At 57.4% G+C, this 16,681-nt stretch carries 16 protein-coding genes; 8 read left to right on the forward strand and 8 right to left on the reverse strand.

The features are described 5' to 3' along the window. Window positions 1-14: 14 nt before the first annotated feature. A complete protein-coding gene (locus tag FQK12_RS01920; RefSeq protein ID WP_014229144.1) occupies window positions 15-1,274 on the reverse strand; it encodes a flavin-containing monooxygenase in 1,260 nt (419 codons plus the stop codon). Between the two features lie 169 nt (window positions 1,275-1,443). Then, window positions 1,444-2,361 (reverse strand): LysR substrate-binding domain-containing protein, encoded by a 918-nt coding sequence (locus FQK12_RS01925; protein ID WP_009653045.1) that lies wholly within the window; start codon window positions 2,359-2,361, stop codon window positions 1,444-1,446. 487 nt (window positions 2,362-2,848) lie between these two features. Between FQK12_RS01925 and FQK12_RS01930 the strand changes: the two genes are divergently transcribed. Genes FQK12_RS01930 through FQK12_RS01945 form a run of 4 tightly spaced genes read left to right on the forward strand, consistent with a single transcriptional unit; the run spans window position 2,849 to window position 6,859 of the window. Continuing rightward, the gene (locus FQK12_RS01930; RefSeq protein ID WP_014229143.1) at window positions 2,849-4,369 is read left to right on the forward strand and encodes an amino acid ABC transporter permease/ATP-binding protein; all 1,521 of its coding nucleotides are present in this window, start codon (window positions 2,849-2,851) and stop codon (window positions 4,367-4,369) included. 27 nt (window positions 4,370-4,396) lie between these two features. Next, window positions 4,397-5,269, forward strand: a complete 873-nt coding sequence (locus FQK12_RS01935) for a phytanoyl-CoA dioxygenase family protein (RefSeq protein WP_014229142.1) — start codon at window positions 4,397-4,399, stop codon at window positions 5,267-5,269. A 23-nt stretch (window positions 5,270-5,292) separates the two neighbouring features. Then, window positions 5,293-6,123 carry an ABC transporter substrate-binding protein gene (locus FQK12_RS01940; RefSeq protein ID WP_014229141.1) on the forward strand — a complete coding sequence of 277 codons (831 nt, stop codon included), beginning with the start codon at window positions 5,293-5,295 and terminating at the stop codon, window positions 6,121-6,123. A 4-nt stretch (window positions 6,124-6,127) separates the two neighbouring features. Next, window positions 6,128-6,859: a class II aldolase and adducin N-terminal domain-containing protein gene (locus FQK12_RS01945; protein ID WP_014229140.1), complete on the forward strand. Its 732-nt coding sequence runs from the start codon at window positions 6,128-6,130 to the stop codon at window positions 6,857-6,859. A gap of 156 nt (window positions 6,860-7,015) precedes the next feature. Here the strand turns inward: FQK12_RS01945 and FQK12_RS01950 are convergent, their stop codons facing one another. Then, the gene (locus FQK12_RS01950) at window positions 7,016-8,515 is read right to left on the reverse strand and encodes an aldehyde dehydrogenase family protein (RefSeq protein WP_014229139.1); all 1,500 of its coding nucleotides are present in this window, start codon (window positions 8,513-8,515) and stop codon (window positions 7,016-7,018) included. A 235-nt stretch (window positions 8,516-8,750) separates the two neighbouring features. On the opposite strand from FQK12_RS01950, the gene feaR reads away from it, so the two are divergent. Next, on the forward strand, window positions 8,751-9,659 hold the full coding sequence (feaR, locus tag FQK12_RS01955) for a transcriptional regulator FeaR (protein WP_014229138.1): 909 nt from the start codon (window positions 8,751-8,753) through the stop codon (window positions 9,657-9,659). Here feaR and FQK12_RS01960 read toward each other — a convergent pair whose 3' ends face one another. The 3 genes from FQK12_RS01960 to FQK12_RS01970 are packed head-to-tail and all read right to left on the reverse strand — an operon-like array spanning window position 9,660 to window position 12,815. Continuing rightward, a complete protein-coding gene (locus tag FQK12_RS01960) occupies window positions 9,660-9,983 on the reverse strand; it encodes a YdbL family protein (protein ID WP_004850377.1) in 324 nt (107 codons plus the stop codon). A gap of 7 nt (window positions 9,984-9,990) precedes the next feature. Beyond that, complete coding sequence (locus tag FQK12_RS01965; protein WP_004121063.1) at window positions 9,991-10,176, reverse strand: YnbE family lipoprotein; 186 nt, start codon at window positions 10,174-10,176, stop codon at window positions 9,991-9,993. Further along, complete coding sequence (locus FQK12_RS01970) at window positions 10,176-12,815, reverse strand: YdbH family protein (RefSeq protein ID WP_014229137.1); 2,640 nt, start codon at window positions 12,813-12,815, stop codon at window positions 10,176-10,178. The genes FQK12_RS01965 and FQK12_RS01970 overlap by 1 nt, the downstream gene beginning before the upstream one ends. A 195-nt stretch (window positions 12,816-13,010) precedes the next feature. On the opposite strand from FQK12_RS01970, the gene FQK12_RS01975 reads away from it, so the two are divergent. From FQK12_RS01975 to hslJ, 3 genes are all read left to right on the forward strand, one after another. Next, window positions 13,011-13,508, forward strand: coding sequence for a DedA family protein (locus FQK12_RS01975; protein WP_014229136.1), 498 nt, complete (start codon window positions 13,011-13,013; stop codon window positions 13,506-13,508). A gap of 149 nt (window positions 13,509-13,657) precedes the next feature. Continuing rightward, complete coding sequence (locus FQK12_RS01980; RefSeq protein WP_014229135.1) at window positions 13,658-14,647, forward strand: 2-hydroxyacid dehydrogenase; 990 nt, start codon at window positions 13,658-13,660, stop codon at window positions 14,645-14,647. A gap of 125 nt (window positions 14,648-14,772) precedes the next feature. Next, window positions 14,773-15,213 (forward strand): heat shock protein HslJ, encoded by a 441-nt coding sequence (gene hslJ / locus FQK12_RS01985; protein ID WP_014229134.1) that lies wholly within the window; start codon window positions 14,773-14,775, stop codon window positions 15,211-15,213. Here the strand turns inward: hslJ and FQK12_RS01990 are convergent. Further along, the gene (locus FQK12_RS01990) at window positions 15,210-15,482 is read right to left on the reverse strand and encodes a DUF333 domain-containing protein (RefSeq protein ID WP_004101621.1); all 273 of its coding nucleotides are present in this window, start codon (window positions 15,480-15,482) and stop codon (window positions 15,210-15,212) included. The genes hslJ and FQK12_RS01990 overlap by 4 nt on opposite strands. 285 nt (window positions 15,483-15,767) lie before the next feature. After that, window positions 15,768-16,681, reverse strand: a 914-nt coding sequence (locus FQK12_RS01995; RefSeq protein ID WP_146295648.1) for a phage tail tip protein, incomplete at its 5' end; no start/stop codon positions are given.

The following is a 16,681-nucleotide window of genomic DNA, read 5'->3' on the forward strand; positions in this document are numbered from 1 at the left end:
CCTCAAATCAGGCATTAGCAGGAAGGTTGATAGCGTTGATACTGGCGCTGAATGGCAATCTGGTCGGCGATATATTTCGCATCGTGCCAGACGCCCCAGATAAAGGTTGAGCCACGGCGGGAGAGCCACGGCAGACCGAGGAAATAGACCCCCGGTTCGCTGGCGACGCCGCGGTGGTGCTGCGGGCGCTGCTGTTCATTAAAGGCGTTGACCTTCAGCCAGCGGTAATCGGTGGTATAGCCGGTAGCCCAGATAATGCAGCTCACCCCCGCGGCTGCCAGGTCGAGCTCGGTGAGGGGCTGGGTCAGGCAATCGGGGTCGGGCAGGAAAAAGCGCGCTTCCGGCTCTTCCGGCAGCGACAGCCCGTTGCGGGCGATATACTCATCCGCGGCGTCGAGCAGCGCCAGATAGGAGGCGTCGCCAAGACGAATGTTGTCCGCCAGATCGGCACGGAAAACGGCTTTGCCCTCGGTAAAGCCGTGCGTCTGTCCGACCAGGGTAATTCCCTGGTGCGCCAGCTGGCGAAAATCAACGGTATGACCGCCGCGCGCGCCGCTGACCGCAATCGTCACGTGCTCTTTGCCGGGCTGATTGGCCGCCGCATCCCACAGCCCTAACACCCCCAGCCACCAGCAAAAATCGCGCTGGCGGTAGCGGCGCGGCGGGCGATCGTGCGCGCCAACGGAGAGCCATACCGCGCGCCCCGCCCGGCGGAGCTCATCGGCGATTTGCACGCCGGACGACCCCGCGCCAACCACCAGCACGCCGCCTTCCGGAAGCTGCTGCGGGTTGAAATAGTGTGCGGAATGAATCTGCTGTACAGCGCTATCCTGCGGCGCGATGGCCGGTATCACCGGGCGCTGGAACGGCCCGGTGGCGGCGACGATACGCTGCGCCTCAATCACGCCCAGTGACGTTTCCACGCGAAACCCCGGACGGCCGTTTAAACGCTCGGCGCTAAAGACCTCAACGCCGGTTTTGATCGGTGCATTAAAGGTTTTGGCATACGCGGCGAAGTAGTCGGCGATCTGCTCTTTGGCGACAAAGCTGTCGGCGTCGCAGCCGGGAAAGGTCATGCCGGGAAACCGGTCGTGCCAGGCCGGGCCGTTGGCCACCAGCGAATCCCAGCGGCCGCTGCGCCAGGCCTCAGCGATGCGCTTTTTTTCCAGCACCAGATGCGGAATGCCGTGATGCGTCAGATGCTCGCTCATGGCGACGCCCGCCTGCCCCGCGCCTACCACCAGGGTATCGATCTCTGTAATCTGCTCTGTCATATCTGTGTCCTTCAAGCACGGTTGTCCGGCTTATCCGCCGGGATTGACAGAACTCAGGTTAAGTAAGTGTGATGAAATGGTAAATTATTATAAAACGATCGTCTGAATAGAAATTTACGAGGCTGAATAACGCGACAAGAAAATAACGCTTGCGGTCGCGTTAATTAAATTACGCGTGCTGATGCGGCGTTAATTCTATGCTGCGGCAATAATCCATAAATAGCTGCGTCGGACGCGTGGGTTCATTATTGGCAAGATGCGCCATAATTAATGTCGATGCGGGCATTTCGTCGGCAATATCCAGCTGCACCAGCTTTTCGCCGTCATAGGTCATATCGCACAGCGGACGGGTAACCAGTACCGAAAAGCCTAATCCCTGCCCGACCATACAGCGCACCATTTCTATGGACGGCGAACTGTAGGCCACTTCCGGGTGATAACCTTTCTCTTTAAATATCGAGACAAAATAGTTTTTGCTGGGGACCGCATCGAGCAAAATCATCGGTTCCCGGCTTAATTCCTGGAGCGTGACGCATTTTTTCTGCGCCAGCGGATGAGAAGCGGGCAGCAAAGCATAGGGTTTATGCGGGGCGTTCAGCAGCTCTTTATGAATGGAGTGACCCAGTTCCAGGTCGTAGACCAGCGCCAGATCGAAGCGTCCGCGGTGCAGACCGTGCATCAGTTCATGCTGTTCGCCGTCGTAGAGCTGGAGAGTAATTTCGGGATACATTTTTTTAAATCCCGCTACCAGTTTTGGCATATACAGCGGCGCGACGGATTCAAAGCAGCCGACGGAAATCGTCCCGGATACCAGCTCTTTATCCGCCCGCGAGTTCTGCTCAAACTCATAGGACAGCCGCAGCAGCTCTTTGGCTTTATCGTAGAAGCGCCGCCCGCTTGAGGTCAGGGATACGCCCTGCGCGTGGTGACGAATAAACAGCTGCTGGTCGAAGGTACTTTCGAGGTTTTTAATCGCAATAGAGATCGACGGCTGGGCAATGTGCAGCTGACGGGAAGCCTCAGCGATACTCTCCGTTTCCACCACCGTCACGAAATATTTAAGCTGTTTGAGGGTAAATCGGTTCATCGCTTCACCATTGATAAAATATTGTCTTATTACGAACGGGCTTAGTTTTACGATAAGCAGCCTGCAAGCATCGTGCCATGCCGTTTGCGCTTTACCTCGTCAGCAAATAGCCGCCGTTTCTATTTAATAACCCGCCCTCTTTTTTTGCCTGATTTCGCGTATTGCACCATAAAGCATCGCCCTGCACCTTATTCGCCCGCGGCGCGCCCCAATATTGCACAAATTGTCATTTTACGAAAAATCAGGTTTAAAAATAAGGGTGATTGTTTTTAAGTTGTTTCAATGCTGTTTCTCATTAATTGCGTTAAATTCCCTGAGGTTAATATAGCTGTATAGTTTTTTTAAACTTAAAGGCCAAAAATTTACTAATTGCCACCGGTCGAAGAGTGCCAGCATAGTGTCATGGCAAGATGAACGCCGGCGGCTCCCCATATTAGAACAGGGGAATCGCCTTAATTTCCGTTAATTATGGCGAGTGAAATAGCCCATGACGTTTAACTGGAACTATATGTTAAGCCTGCTCAGCGATGTCGATTTCTGGCAGGCCACCTGGACCGTCATCAAATTAAGTTTGCTGACCTGGGCTTTCAGTATTGTGCTGGGGTTTATTCTGGCGCTGGCCAAACAGTCGCCGCGCAAGCTGTTTAACGCGCCTGCCCGCCTCTATATCTGGCTGTTTCGCAGCATGCCGCTGCTGGTGCTGCTGATTTTTGTCTACAACATGCCGCAGGCGCTACCCTCCTTCGCCCCGGTGCTGAACGACCCGTTCTGGGCCGGACTGCTGGCGATGGTGCTGAGCGAAGCCGCCTATATTGCTGAAATTCATCGCGGCGGACTGCTGTCGATTCCCAAAGGACAGAGCGAAGCCGCCCGCGCGCTCGGGCTGCGCTATGCCGGCACCCAGTGGCGTGTGGTGATCCCGCAGGCGCTGCGCGTCGCCCTGCCGGCGCTGGCTAATGAGTATATCGCCATCGTCAAGCTCAGCTCGCTGGTGTCGGTTATCTCCCTGACCGAGATCTTAATGGTCGGCCAGCGCCTCTATTCGCAGAATTTCCTCGTCATGGAGACCATGGCGGCGGTGGCGTTTTACTACATCCTGATCGTCACGGTGTTTGATTTCCTGCTTAAGCGCCTCGAGACCTGGCTCGACGTCACCCAGCGTAAGACCACGCGACCGGTGGATGAAGAAATGCAGCAGCTGGCCACCGCGCGGCGTCCGGCAATGGCCCGCAGCGTTAGCGTCGCGCAGGAACCGGCGCTGCAGGCGTCAAAGCTGCATAAAGCCTATAACAATGTCGAAGTGCTGGGCGCCGTCAGCCTGCAAATTCAGCCCGGCGAAGTGGTCTCCGTCATCGGCCCGTCCGGCTCCGGTAAAACCACGCTGATCCGCCTGCTGAACGGCCTTGAGCAGATTGATAACGGCGAGATCAAAATCAACGGCCAGCCTTTTATTCACCTTGACCGCCAGGGGCAGCAGAAGCCGCGTTTTATGGAGAACAGCGAGCATCGCCAGAATATCGGCATGGTTTTCCAGAGCTTCAACCTGTTCCCCCACCTGACCGTACTCGGCAACCTGCTGCTGGCGCCGCGCTATCACCATCTGGCCAGCGAAGGCGAGCTGAAGCAGCACGCCTGCGAACTGCTGCATAAAGTCGGCATGCTGGAACACGCGTGGAAATATCCGCATCAGCTTTCCGGCGGCCAGCAGCAGCGGGTAGCGATTGCCCGCGCCCTGATGATGCGCCCACAAATTATGCTGTTCGATGAGCCCACCTCGGCGCTGGATCCGGAAAAAGTTAACGAGGTTCTGCAGGTTATCGAATCGCTGGCCCATGAAGGCATCACCATGGTGATCGTCACCCATGAAATGAACTTCGCCTTTAAGGTTTCCGACCGAATTGTGTTTATGGAAAAAGGGCGCGTGGTCTGCGACGACACGCCTCAGGCAATGCGCGACGGCCAGCATCCGCGCGTGGACGCCTTCCTGAAAGATGTCTCTTTGGCTTAACGCCTCCGTTCCCGAAAGGAGAAAAATATGATCGCGCAGTGGCAAATCGAACAGTTTCATCAGCAGGGTTTTCTGGTTGTCGAAGAGGTGTTTTCCGCCGAGGAAATCGCGCTGCTGCAGGCCGATTTCGACACCTGGGTCGAAGAGAGCCGACAGCATAGCGAAGTGTGGGGCGAAACCCTGGACGGTCGGCCGCGTTTCGATCTCGAAAGCGACCACGCGCCCCATCATCCGTCGCTGCGCCGGGTGAGTTCCCCCACGGAGATTTCCGCCGCCTACCGCCAGGCCGCGCTTGATTCGAGAATGGCGGCGATTGCCGGCCAGCTGATCGGCGGCAGCGGGACCCGCTTCCATCACAGCAAAATCAACTCCAAGCTGCCGCACACCGCCACGCAGGTGAAGTGGCACCAGGATTTTCTGTTTACCCCTCACAGCAACGACGACATCATCACCGCCCTGCTGATGGTCAGCGAAGTGACGCCGGAGAACGGCCCGCTCAACGTGGTGCCGGGAAGCCATCGGGGACCGCTGTGGTCCCACTGGCAAAACGATCGTTTTACCGGCGCCGTGGATCGGGAGGTTGAAGCGACCCACTGCCAGCAGCCGCAGGCCTGTTTTGGCCCGGCGGGATCGGTGTGCTTTATGCATACTCGTCTGCTCCACGCCTCCAGCCCCAATGAAACCGACCTGCCGCGGACGCTGTTTATCAGCGTCTACGCGGCGGAAGATGCCCTGCCGTACGGCGAAAATCCGCTGCCCAGCGCGCACGCCGGGCAGATGGTTGCCGGGGAAGAGAGCGGCCTGGTGCGCAGTACCGTGAATCATTTACGCCTGCCGCAAAAACCGCGCGGCGCATCCTTTTTCGTCCAGCAGGCCGGTACCGATCGCGCCAGCATGTAATTTGCCCACTCTCTGGAGGTTGTATGAAACGTTTTAAAGCTTTCCGCCCTGCTGCCCTGCTCCTTTGCACCGCTGGCGCCCTGTCGTCCTTTAGCGCTCAGGCCTTCCAGCAGCCGGGGAAAATCACCGCCGGTTCGGATATGACCTTTTTCCCGTATGAATATATGGAAAACAACAAGCCCGCAGGGTTCGATATCGAGTTTCTTGCCGGGCTGGCGAAAGCTATGGGCCGCGAGGCGGTGAATATTGATACCCGGTTTCCGAATTTGATTCCGGGCTTGCAGGGGGGACGCTTCGATATCACCAACTCGTCGATGTACATCACCGCCGAGCGTCTGAAGGTTATCGATATGGTGCCCTATCTGAAAAGCGGCGAAGCGATCCTCGCGCTGAAAGGCAGCGACTATCAGCCGAAAACGCCGGAAGCGTTTTGCGGCCACAAAATTGGTTCAATGGGGGCGACGTCATGGCTGGCGCAGCTGCAAAAGCTCTCCGCTGACTACTGCGTGAAAAAGGGCCTGAAGCCGATAGCGCTCAGTGAATACACCACCGACCCGCAAACCACCCAGGCGCTGCTCTCGCGGGCGGTTGAGGCGCAAATCACCGATGCGGCGGTGGCGCGCGGCGTGATCGACAAGCTTGGCGATCGGGTGACCATCTCTTCCGAAACCTTGATCTATCCGGTGCTCAACGGCTTTGGGGTGAAAAAAGGCAATAGCGAAGTGAAAACCGCGCTGGAGGAAGGGCTGAAGAAATACAGCGCGACGCCGGAATACGCCGCGCTGCTGAAGAAATATAACTTCCAGGCGCCGACGCCAGAGGATCTGCAAACTCTGATGCCGAAAGCGGAGTAATCATATGGCCCGCTCTTATGAAGAACAGACGCGTATCGACCTGGCAGCGACCTTTCGCATCATCGCCCATCTCGGGATGCACGAAGCGGTGGCCAACCACTTTAGCGCGGCCATCTCGGCGGACGGCAAAAAATTCCTGCTGAATCCGAAGTGGAAACACTTTTCGCGCATCCGCGCCAGCGACCTGCTGCTGCTGGACGCCGATGATGAAGCCTGCGCCCGGCGAGCGGACGTGGACGCCACGGCGTGGGCGATTCACGGGCAGATCCACCAGCGCCTGCCGGAGGTGCGGGTGGTACTGCACCTGCATCCGGTGTATACCACCAGCGTTGCTTGCCTCGAGACGCCGCATATCCCGCCGATCGATCAGAACACGGCGCGCTATTTCAATCGGGTAGCCGTCGATAGGTTATACGGCGGCATGGCGGACACCACGGCGGAAGGCGCGCGTCTGGCGTCGCTGCTGGCCGACAAGCGCCGGCTGCTGATGGGCAATCACGGCGTACTGGTGACCGCACCGTCGATTGGCGAGGCTTTCGATGATATCTGGACTCTGGAGCGCGCCTGCCAGATTCTGGTGACCGCCTGGTCAACGGGGCAGCCGCTGAAAGTGCTCTCCGATGCGGTGGCGGAGAAAACCGCGCAGGACTGGGAGGGGATCGCCGACTTTTCACGCCAGCATTTTGCAGAGATGAAGGAGATGATGATCGACGCCGACCCGTCCTTGCTGGAGTGACGGTTTACTCCCGGAGAAAAGCGCCACCGGGCATACGGAGATAAGCCGGATTTGAGGTATCGAGGCGCGGATTTTGCCGCAGGACTGGCGACAGAATCCGCAAGTTACGCGCTTGTAGCCCCGGTAAGGCGCCAGCCGCCACCGGGGAAAAGGCGGCTAGTAGCGTACGCAGACCGACTTCGTTTCGCACCAGTCGTCCAGCCAGTCGGGGCCGAAATCGCGGCCGGTACCGGACTGCTTCATGCCGCCGAACGGCAGGTTGGCGTCGATCAGCGTATGGCTGTTAACCCACACCGTCCCCGCCTGCAGGCGATCGGTATAGCTCAGCGCCTGGCTCAGGTCGCGGGTCCAGACGCTGGCGGTCAGGCCAAAATCGCTGTCGTTGGCCAGGCGCAGCGCCTCTTCCCCGTCGGCCACGCGTACCAGGTTCACCACCGGACCGAAAACCTCTTCCCGGCTAAGGCGCAGCCCGGCGTCGGGATTAATCACCAGCGTTGGCGCAATATAGTAGCCCTGCGCATTCGGCCCCACGTTACCGCTAATCAGCTCTGCCTTCTGCTGACGGGCTTCAGCAAGATAGGCCGCCACTTTTGCGCAGTGCGCCTGCGACACCACCGGGTTAATCTGGCTGCTCTCGAGCATACCGGGCCCGACCTGTAGCGACTTCACCGCCTGCTCGAAGCCGCTCACCAGCGTATCGAACAGCGGCGCTTCAATATAAATTCGCGAACTGGCGGCGCATACCTGCCCCTGATTCAGAAAGCTACCGGTCATTAATCCCTCAATAACCCACTGCGGATCGGCATCTTTCAGCACGATGGCCGGGTTCTTGCCGCCCAGCTCCAGCGTGACCCGGGTCAGTCGGTCAGCGGCCACGCGGGCAATCTGTTTACCGGTAGCGGTCGATCCGGTAAAGCTCACCTTGGCGACCTGAGGATGAGAGGTCAGCGCCGCGCCGCACCCGGCGCCGCTGCCGGTCACCACGTTAAAAACGCCGTCCGGCACGCCGGCCTCGGTTGCCAGTTCCGCTACCCGCAGCAGGGTCAGCGGCGTGGTTTCCGACGGCTTAATGACGATCGAGCAGCCAGCCGCCAGCGCGGGCATCACTTTCCACATGCCGATCATCAACGGGAAATTCCACGGCACGATCCCGGCCACCACGCCCACCGGCTCTTTTTTGGTCCACGCCTGATAGCGTGCGCCCTGCGGGAAGGGGATCGATACGTCGAGGGTGCGGCCGCTGATTTTAGTGGTCAGCCCGGCGGTATAGCGCATCCAGTTCAGCGTGCAGCCCACTTCAAAGGCGCGGGAAATGTTAATCGATTTCCCCTGTTCAAGGGTCTCCAGCTGCGCCAGCTCCTCGCCGTGCTGCTCCACCAGATCGGCGAAGCGCAGCAGGATCCGCTCGCGGTCGGCGGGCGTCCGCCCTGCCCAGCTGCGGGAAACGAAAGCGCGCCAGGCGGACATCACCGCCCGATCGACATCCGCGGCGTTAGCATCCGCGGTGCTGGCGATAGCCTGACCGGTGGCCGGATCCCAGACGGTTAAGCGCTTTTCGCTCTCTGCCGCCTGCTGCGCACCGTCGAGATACAACCCATGCTGTCTGTCTAAAAACTGCTGCACGCTGGCGAGTAGCGCGACCTGTGATGTGGACATACCCCTTCCTTATTCTTCACGGATAGTGATTTCAGTTTATGCCGGGGTCGCGATTCACGCTTTTTTCTCTGTGACATTCGCTGTTGCCGCTGTGACAGGCGCCGCAATTAAGTCGATGAGGCGGACAGAAAATGTGCAGCAGGTAATAGTTCTTTCATATACTCCGCCGTTGACCCTTGCCTCCGGCATCATAAGTGCAACAATGCAAAAACATTATTATTACAAGGGATGCGCGATGAGTACGGCAAATCGTGGGCAGAACTACCAGCATTGGTTAGCAAAAATCAATCAGGTCTGCGGGCAGTTCGCCGCCCGTCCGCTGGCTGATAATTTCCACGGTGAGATCGACGCCAGCTATGCCGGCGACCTGAAAGTCAGCACGGTGACCGCCTGCGGCATTAATCTTTACCGCACCCGACAAGAGATCCAGCGCGATAACGACGCCTGGTTTTATACCGTCTTCCAGCTCGCGGGCCAGGCGACGATCGAGCAGGATGGCCGCCAGGCGATGCTGGAAAGCGGCGATATCACCCTGATCGACGCGTCTCGTCCCTGTTCAATTATCTGGCAGCAAACCTCGCGTCAGGCCTCCCTGCTGCTGCCAAGATCGCTGCTGGAGCAACAGCTGCGCAGCAGTGAAATCAGCATCGCTACCCGGCTGGCGAAAAGCCTGCCGATGGTCCAGCTCAGCCAGCGCCTGTTGCATGAAAGCATGAACAGCCCTGAACTCTCGGCCAGCGAAAGCAAAGCGGCGCTGGAGGCCATCGTCTGCCTGCTGCGCCCGATGCTGCATCATCAGGAGGCCCAGCCTTCCCGGCGCGATAAGCAGTTTCAGAAAATCATGGCGTTAATCGATGAGTCGATTCAGGCGGAACATCTGCGCCCGGAGTGGCTGGCCAGCGAAACCGGCATGTCGGTGCGCAGCCTCTATCGGCTGTTTGCGGAAAAGGGGCTGGTGGTAGCGCAATATATCAAGAATCGTCGGCTCGATTTGTGCGCCCGCGCGCTGCAAAGCGCCCATGATGACGAAAAGCTGGCGGGGATCGGCTACAGCTGGGGCTTCAGCGATCATAGCCATTTTTCCACCGCCTTTAAGCAGCGCTTCGGCGTCTCGCCGGGGGAGTATCGCAAGCGCTGCCGATAGCTATTTTTTCAGCCATTTGCCGTTAAGGCCCTTCACGTACTCGCCCGGCTGCGCCCTGGCGACCAGCTTCTGACCGGCCATTTTCGCCACCTGATCCACCGGTAGATTATTGTCATCCGCCAGCTGCTGATAGCTGTCGCTGCGGGCGGCGTTGATCTGCTTCACCAGCTCAAGAGTTTCTTTATCCTGACGCAGCGGTTCAAGATAGCCGTTGAGGGTTTCGCCGACCCGCCCCTGCTGGCGAGCCTCATTCAGGGTCAGGGCCTGCGCCTGAGCGCTGAACAGCACCAGCGCCAGCGCCGCGGTTACCAGTCGTATTCTCATCATCGCCTCAGAACAGATCGCTACGGGATTTGAGCAGATTCTCAACGTCTTTATCCAGCTTGATATGAATTTCATGCTCAATTTTGACGTTCATATTGATGGTGATCGGCTCTTTCGATGCCGCGATTTCAATACGCGGCGTACAGCCCGCCAGCAGCGCGGTGGCCAGAAAGGCGGCGAATAGTTTGATCATTATTGTTGTTCCTTACAGGTATGACTGTCCTGACAGCGCGGCGCGGGCAGCCTGGCGTTCTGCTCCAGCCACGCCTGCAGATTGTCGCCGAAACGCAAGCTGCGCCACAGGTCAAAGATATTCTCTTCATGGGAGTAGTTTAAGTGCACCGTATTGCTTTTGCCTTCTACCCGGCTGGTGCCGCTAATCGTCGCCTTCAGCGTCAGCACGCCGAGGTTATCGAGGTTGATCCGCGTCCACGAGGTGGCCACTTCCATATAGCGCAGCCAGTTAATGGCCGCCCCGGCGGAGACGTTGTCAGCCACCAGCGCGTCTGCCGTGTCTTTATCAAGACGCATCGTCATCGGCCCCGGATTGCTGAACCAGCCGTCCTTGATAATCCATTTATCGTTATCCAGCCACAGCGGCAGCGCACCGTTAAACGGGCCGGACACGGCGAACTGCTTCACTTTAATCGCGCTAATTAACTCGCTGCTGGAGATATTTTGCAGACGCAGCAGCGCCGGATCGTGCTGCGGCATCCGCAGCTGCTGCATGGTCAGCTTGCCGCCGAGAATATCGACGCTGACGTTGCTCAACTGTAAAGGTGCGTCTTCACTCCAGGGATATGCGCCCTGGAGATCCGCCGTCAGATTGCGCGCGGTGAACTGGTTGACGACTTCGCCGATGCGCAGCGATACCGGATGGCGGGTGCCAAGCTGCCAGGTGGCGTCGCTAAAGCGGAACGGCAGCACAAAATCGACGCCGTTGATCTGGTTATCCGGCATCCAGGCGCTGCCGTCTTTGAGCACACCGTGACCGCCCGCCTCGAAGCCCTGTTCGGCGGCGGCAGAGAATGCCACCTGCGCGTAGAGCGTTCCCTCACGCAGGTTCATCTTCCACTCCGGCGGCACCAACGGCTGGAAAACGGTCAGCGACTGTTTTGGCCACCACGCCTCACCGCGCAGACGTTCGCCGTCCCAGCGCCCGGTAACGCGCACGGGGCCAATTTTTTGCGCATGCAGGGAGCCGCTGAACCGGAACCAGGTCGGATCGCGGCCATCAATGTTGAACTTAAGCGTTGACGGCGGCAGTTCGCTGCCGCCGCTGAAGGTGGTTTTCCCGGCATCCAGCGACAGCGCGCCGGTCAGTTTGGGATGCTGCTCATCGCGCAGCCAGTGGATCGGTTTTTCCAGCGTCAGGCGCGGGGTACTCACCAGCATGGATCCATACTGCAGCTTATCGAAACCGGTCGACAGGCTGTTGAGTACAATGGCGCTATCAACCCATTCGCCCGCGCCTTTAACATCCCAGCGCGCCTGCATCGGGGTGAAATGGCCATCGCCCCAGTAGCGCCACTGCCAGCGGCCGCGGTCGGGCATAAAGTTGTCGGCCTGGCCATCAAGATGCAGGATAAAATCCCCCATCTCCTGCTCATGGGCGCGCAGAATAGCCTGCAGGCGGCCATCAACGCCCTGTTGCGTCACTTTGACGCCCGCCAGAGGCCAGCGGATTTCATCGATATTCAACGAATCGATGACCCGCCCGCGCGAACGCAGCAGCGCGCCGGGGTGAAAATTGAGCACCGGCGCGGTAAGCGGCCCGCTCAGCTGCGCGGGCAGTCGGGCATAAAAAATCAGATCGCCGAGCTTGGCCTCGCCGGTCAGCTGTAGCGGCATGTCGCTGCTGTCCATGCTCAGCTTACCGGGGCCGATATTCAGCACGGCGTTGCCCTTCCCGGCCTGGCCCTGAGTGAGCACGTTAAGACGCCCGCTGACCTGCATCTGCTCGGTGCCCTGCTGCCAGTTGCCCAGCGAAAGCGCAACCCGGCCGCTCAACGCGTTGCCCGCGTATTCGGTGTGCCAGCGGCCATCGCTGATGACGATACGATCCGGGGTGATTTCCCACGGCAGGTCAAGCATCGGCTCCACTTCACCGCGCGGCGTGACCAGCAGCTGCCCGCGGTTCTTCTGCCACTCCAGCTCGGCATCGACAAGACCGGGAGTTTGTGGAAATTCAAAGGTGCTGAACAGGTGGCCGTCGACCGGCAAACCGTCCGGCACCAGCGGCATCTGAAACTCGCCCACCAGCTTCACCGGCGCCTGATCTTCCACCAGACGCGCGGAAAAATCACTGACCGTCAGCGCCTGGCCGCGCAGCCGCGCCTGGAGGGTAACCTCTTTACCGGCATAGCCGATATCCTGCTGCTGCGGCGTCAGCGACATCACCAGCCGCCCCTGCCATTTCTCCCACGGTGACAGGCGCAGATTGTCAATCGTCAGCCAGCTGTAAGGGAGCATTGATTGCCATTCGGCGAGGGTTTTCGGCGCCCCCGGCGCGGCTTCGCTGTCCGGGAGCTTGTTCAGGCAGGCGCTGTTTATATCCAGCTCGCTGATATGTAAACGCCAGCGGCTGGGACGCGAGAGCGAGGCATTGGCGACGCGCGCGATTTCGCAGTCGCCGACCAGGTAGCGCAGATCCGGAATACGCAGCGCGGAGCGCGTCAGTCGCGGGCTTTCATTAAGTGAGATTCGGGTTCCCGCCGGTAGCCAGATACCTGCCAGCGTGGGCACCCAGTGGGTGAGCGTTAATAGCAAAGCCAGCGGTAGCAGCACGAGGGCTAATAATAGCGCGATGGCGGCTTTATATTTACCCTTCATGGGCAGCTAATATCCTGATTCGAAATAAGTAAAAGCCGAGAGGCCGCTATTGTGGCACGTTCGACCTGTGAGTTAAAGTTTCCATCCCGTTTAAGCGTAGTCGCCGCCATCTGATTCACCAGCCGGCTATTTAGCCGGGGTTTAGTTTTCGCCTGCGACACTGGTCCACACCTGCGAACGTAAACGGATGGTGCTGTGGACTTAATTATCTCGCTGATGGAATACGCTCAGAGCCGCTATTCATTGGTATTGCTGATGGTTTTCCTGCTGACGTTCACGAAATCTTGCGCCGTTATCTCGCTGCTGATCCCCGGCACCTCCGGACTGCTGCTGTTCGGCACCCTGGCATCGGCCAGCGTCGGCCATTTTTTGTTAATGTGGATGAGCGCCAGCCTCGGCGCCATCGGCGGATTCTGGCTCTCGTGGCTGACGGGCTACCGCTACCGGCACCATCTGCATCGTATACGCTGGCTTAATGCCGAACGCCTCGCTCGCGGCCAGCTGTTCCTGCGCCGCCACGGCGGGTGGGCGGTCTTTTTTAGCCGCTTTCTCTCTCCGCTGCGCGCCACCGTACCGCTGGTCACCGGCGCCAGCGGGACCTCTCTCTGGCAGTTTCAGCTCGCTAACGTCAGTTCAGGTTTACTCTGGCCTCTGATCCTGCTGGCGCCAGGGGCGCTGAGCCTCAACTTTTAATGAAACGTATTGTCTTTTAAAGAGATTTCTTAACTCTACGATATGCTCTAGAATTAATACTATAACCTGCTGATTAAACTAGTTTTTAACATTTGTAAGATTATTTTAATTATGCTACCGTGACGGTATTATCACTGGAGAAAAGTCTTATGAAAATCGCTGTATACAGTACGAAACAGTACGACAAGAAGTATCTGCAGCACGTCAATGATGCATACGGCTTTGAACTGGAATTTTTTGACTTCCTGCTAACCGAAAAGACCGCCAAAACCGCCAACGGCTGTGAAGCGGTGTGCATCTTCGTAAACGATGACGGTAGCCGCCCGGTACTCGAAGAACTGAAAGCCCACGGCGTGAAGTACATCGCGCTGCGCTGCGCGGGCTTCAACAACGTTGATCTCGATGCCGCGAAAGAGCTGGGCCTGCGCGTGGTGCGCGTCCCGGCCTACTCGCCGGAAGCGGTCGCAGAGCACGCGATCGGCATGATGATGTCGCTGAACCGCCGTATTCATCGCACCTATCAGCGCACCCGCGACGCGAACTTCTCCCTTGAAGGACTAACCGGTTTCACCATGCACGGTAAAACCGCCGGCGTTATCGGCACCGGTAAAATCGGCGTCGCCGCGCTGCGCATTCTGAAAGGCTTCGGTATGCGTCTGCTGGCGTTTGATCCCTACCCAAGCGCCGCCGCGCTGGATATGGGCGTGGAGTATGTCGATCTTGAAACCCTGTACCGGGAGTCTGACGTTATCTCCCTGCACTGCCCGCTGACCGATGAAAACTACCATTTGTTGAACCATGCCGCGTTCGATCGCATGAAAGACGGGGTGATGATCATCAACACCAGCCGCGGCGCGCTCATCGATTCGCAGGCAGCAATCGACGCCCTTAAGCATCAGAAAATTGGCGCGCTGGGGATGGACGTGTATGAGAACGAACGCGATCTGTTCTTTGAAGATAAGTCTAATGACGTGATTCAGGATGATGTGTTCCGCCGTCTCTCTGCCTGCCATAACGTCCTGTTTACCGGTCACCAGGCGTTTCTGACCGCGGAAGCGCTGATCAGCATTTCACAAACCACCCTCGACAACCTGCGTCAGGTGGATGCTTGCGAAACCTGCCCTAACGCGCTGGTCTGATATTCCTTTCCCTTTTGTGCTCCTCCTCTGCGGGGGGCACATTCAGATAATCCCCACAGTAATCGCCTGCGATAAAGTTACAATTCCCTTCATTTATTAATACGATAAATATTTATGGAGACTAAATGAACAAGTTTGCTGCGCTGCTGGCGGCTGGAATGTTGCTATCGGGCTGCGTTTATAACAGCAAGGTGTCAACCAGAGCGGAACAGCTTCAGCATCACCGTTTTGTGCTGACCAGCGTTAACGGGCAGCCGCTGAATGCCGCGGATAAGCCGCAGGAGCTGAGCTTCGGCGAAAAAATGCCCATTACGGGCAAGATGTCTGTTTCAGGTAATATGTGCAACCGCTTCAGCGGCACGGGCAAAGTCTCTGACGGCGAGCTGAAGGTTGAAGAGCTGGCGATGACCCGCATGCTCTGCACGGACTCGCAGCTGAACGCGCTGGACGCCACGCTGAGCAAAATGCTGCGCGAAGGCGCGCAGGTCGACCTGACGGAAACGCAGCTGACGCTGGCGACCGCCGACCAGACGCTGGTGTATAAGCTCGCCGACCTGATGAATTAATAGTTACCGCAGCTTCCGCCTGCCAGCGCCTGCTCGCTGCAGCGCTTGCCGTTCGGCAATGCGCACATGCCGATAGCGGAGCCATCAAGCTGGCGGGCGACCGATAACGAGCCGCCAACCATGGCGCAGTTTGCCTGGCCGGAGCTGCTCATCGCGGCACGCATTCCCGGCGACACGTGCGCCGCCGTTGCCTGCTGAACAGGTTCATCATTGCTACTACACGCCGACAGTAACAGCGCAGCACATCCCACTAAAAACGCAGCTCGCATCTTCTCTCCCCTCAGATACATCTTAAAATGAACAAGCCTAAGGATAATAGGCAGCTCAGCGCGCCGCGTCGAGAGGCGAAGTACGTATTTATGCGCTGTATTAACATTTATTAGCAAATTTTTTTGGTCTCCTTTTATTCATCCTCAGTTTCAGAACGCAAAGCGCCCTCACTATGTCATCCATGATGAGGGCGCCGTTTCGGTTTGTATTTCAGGCTATTAAATTTAACTCACTGCGCAATCCGTGGTCTGGTAAATCACCACCTTAGAACAGAGCTTAGCCTTTTAATCACTTGAAACACCTCGAATAATATTTGAATTACGCATAACAAACGCGTGAAAACGTGACAAGATTACGCCCGTCATACCACCGTTTCTGTCCAGATAGTACCCATAGCGCACAACAGTCTGGCCAGTACCTGGCGGAACGATGAAGTCCATTGACTGAATTTCCATACTCTCATTTTCCTGCTTATATAAAACGCCATCAATAGAGAGCGCACAGGTCATGGGGCCACCACCCGAAGTAGCGCCGGTACCCAGCATGAGAATACAGTACCCTAGTTTACCCATACTCAACGAGCCACCTTCATAACTCCTGTACTCCATACCTGCCGTTAATTTACCTCCACCCGTAATATTAATTGAGTCGTCCTGGCGAAGCGCGCCTAAAAGCTGCACTCGTTGCTCGAACGGCTGGCGATCAACAGCAAGCAAATCGAACCAGGCCCATTGTGCTTTCGCAATTCGACGGGAGCGGTGCTGAGCAATATTGATTGCCCACGAGCCGACGTCTCCAATAATCTTATTAGCCCTTACGGTGCCCAGGATATTACAACTCTCATTAATAACTACATTATTTAAAGTACCTGTATCAGCCTGTATTTCACCGCGAACCACAACGTTATTGAATTCACTACTTCCGCTCTTGGTAATACTCCAGCCTCTCCATCCGGCCACATAATTAGTAGAGGAAAGTCGATCTGTGATTTTGGCAATATCAATCGTGCCGTTTTTAATTCGCGCCGAATCAATATACAGCTCGTTACCTTCCGCAATCATCACCGGCACGGCGGCTTTGCTGGTGGCATTAAAAATAGAGAAACGATCAGCATTAAAAATGATGTCACTTGTCGAACCATCACTGGCTAATACCATCCCTGCGCCAACTCTCTTATCACCTTTTGTTTCAACTTTAA

Origin of the sequence: Klebsiella sp. ME-303, from assembly GCF_007910085.1 — a bacterium.
Lineage (GTDB): Bacteria > Pseudomonadota > Gammaproteobacteria > Enterobacterales > Enterobacteriaceae > Klebsiella > Klebsiella michiganensis.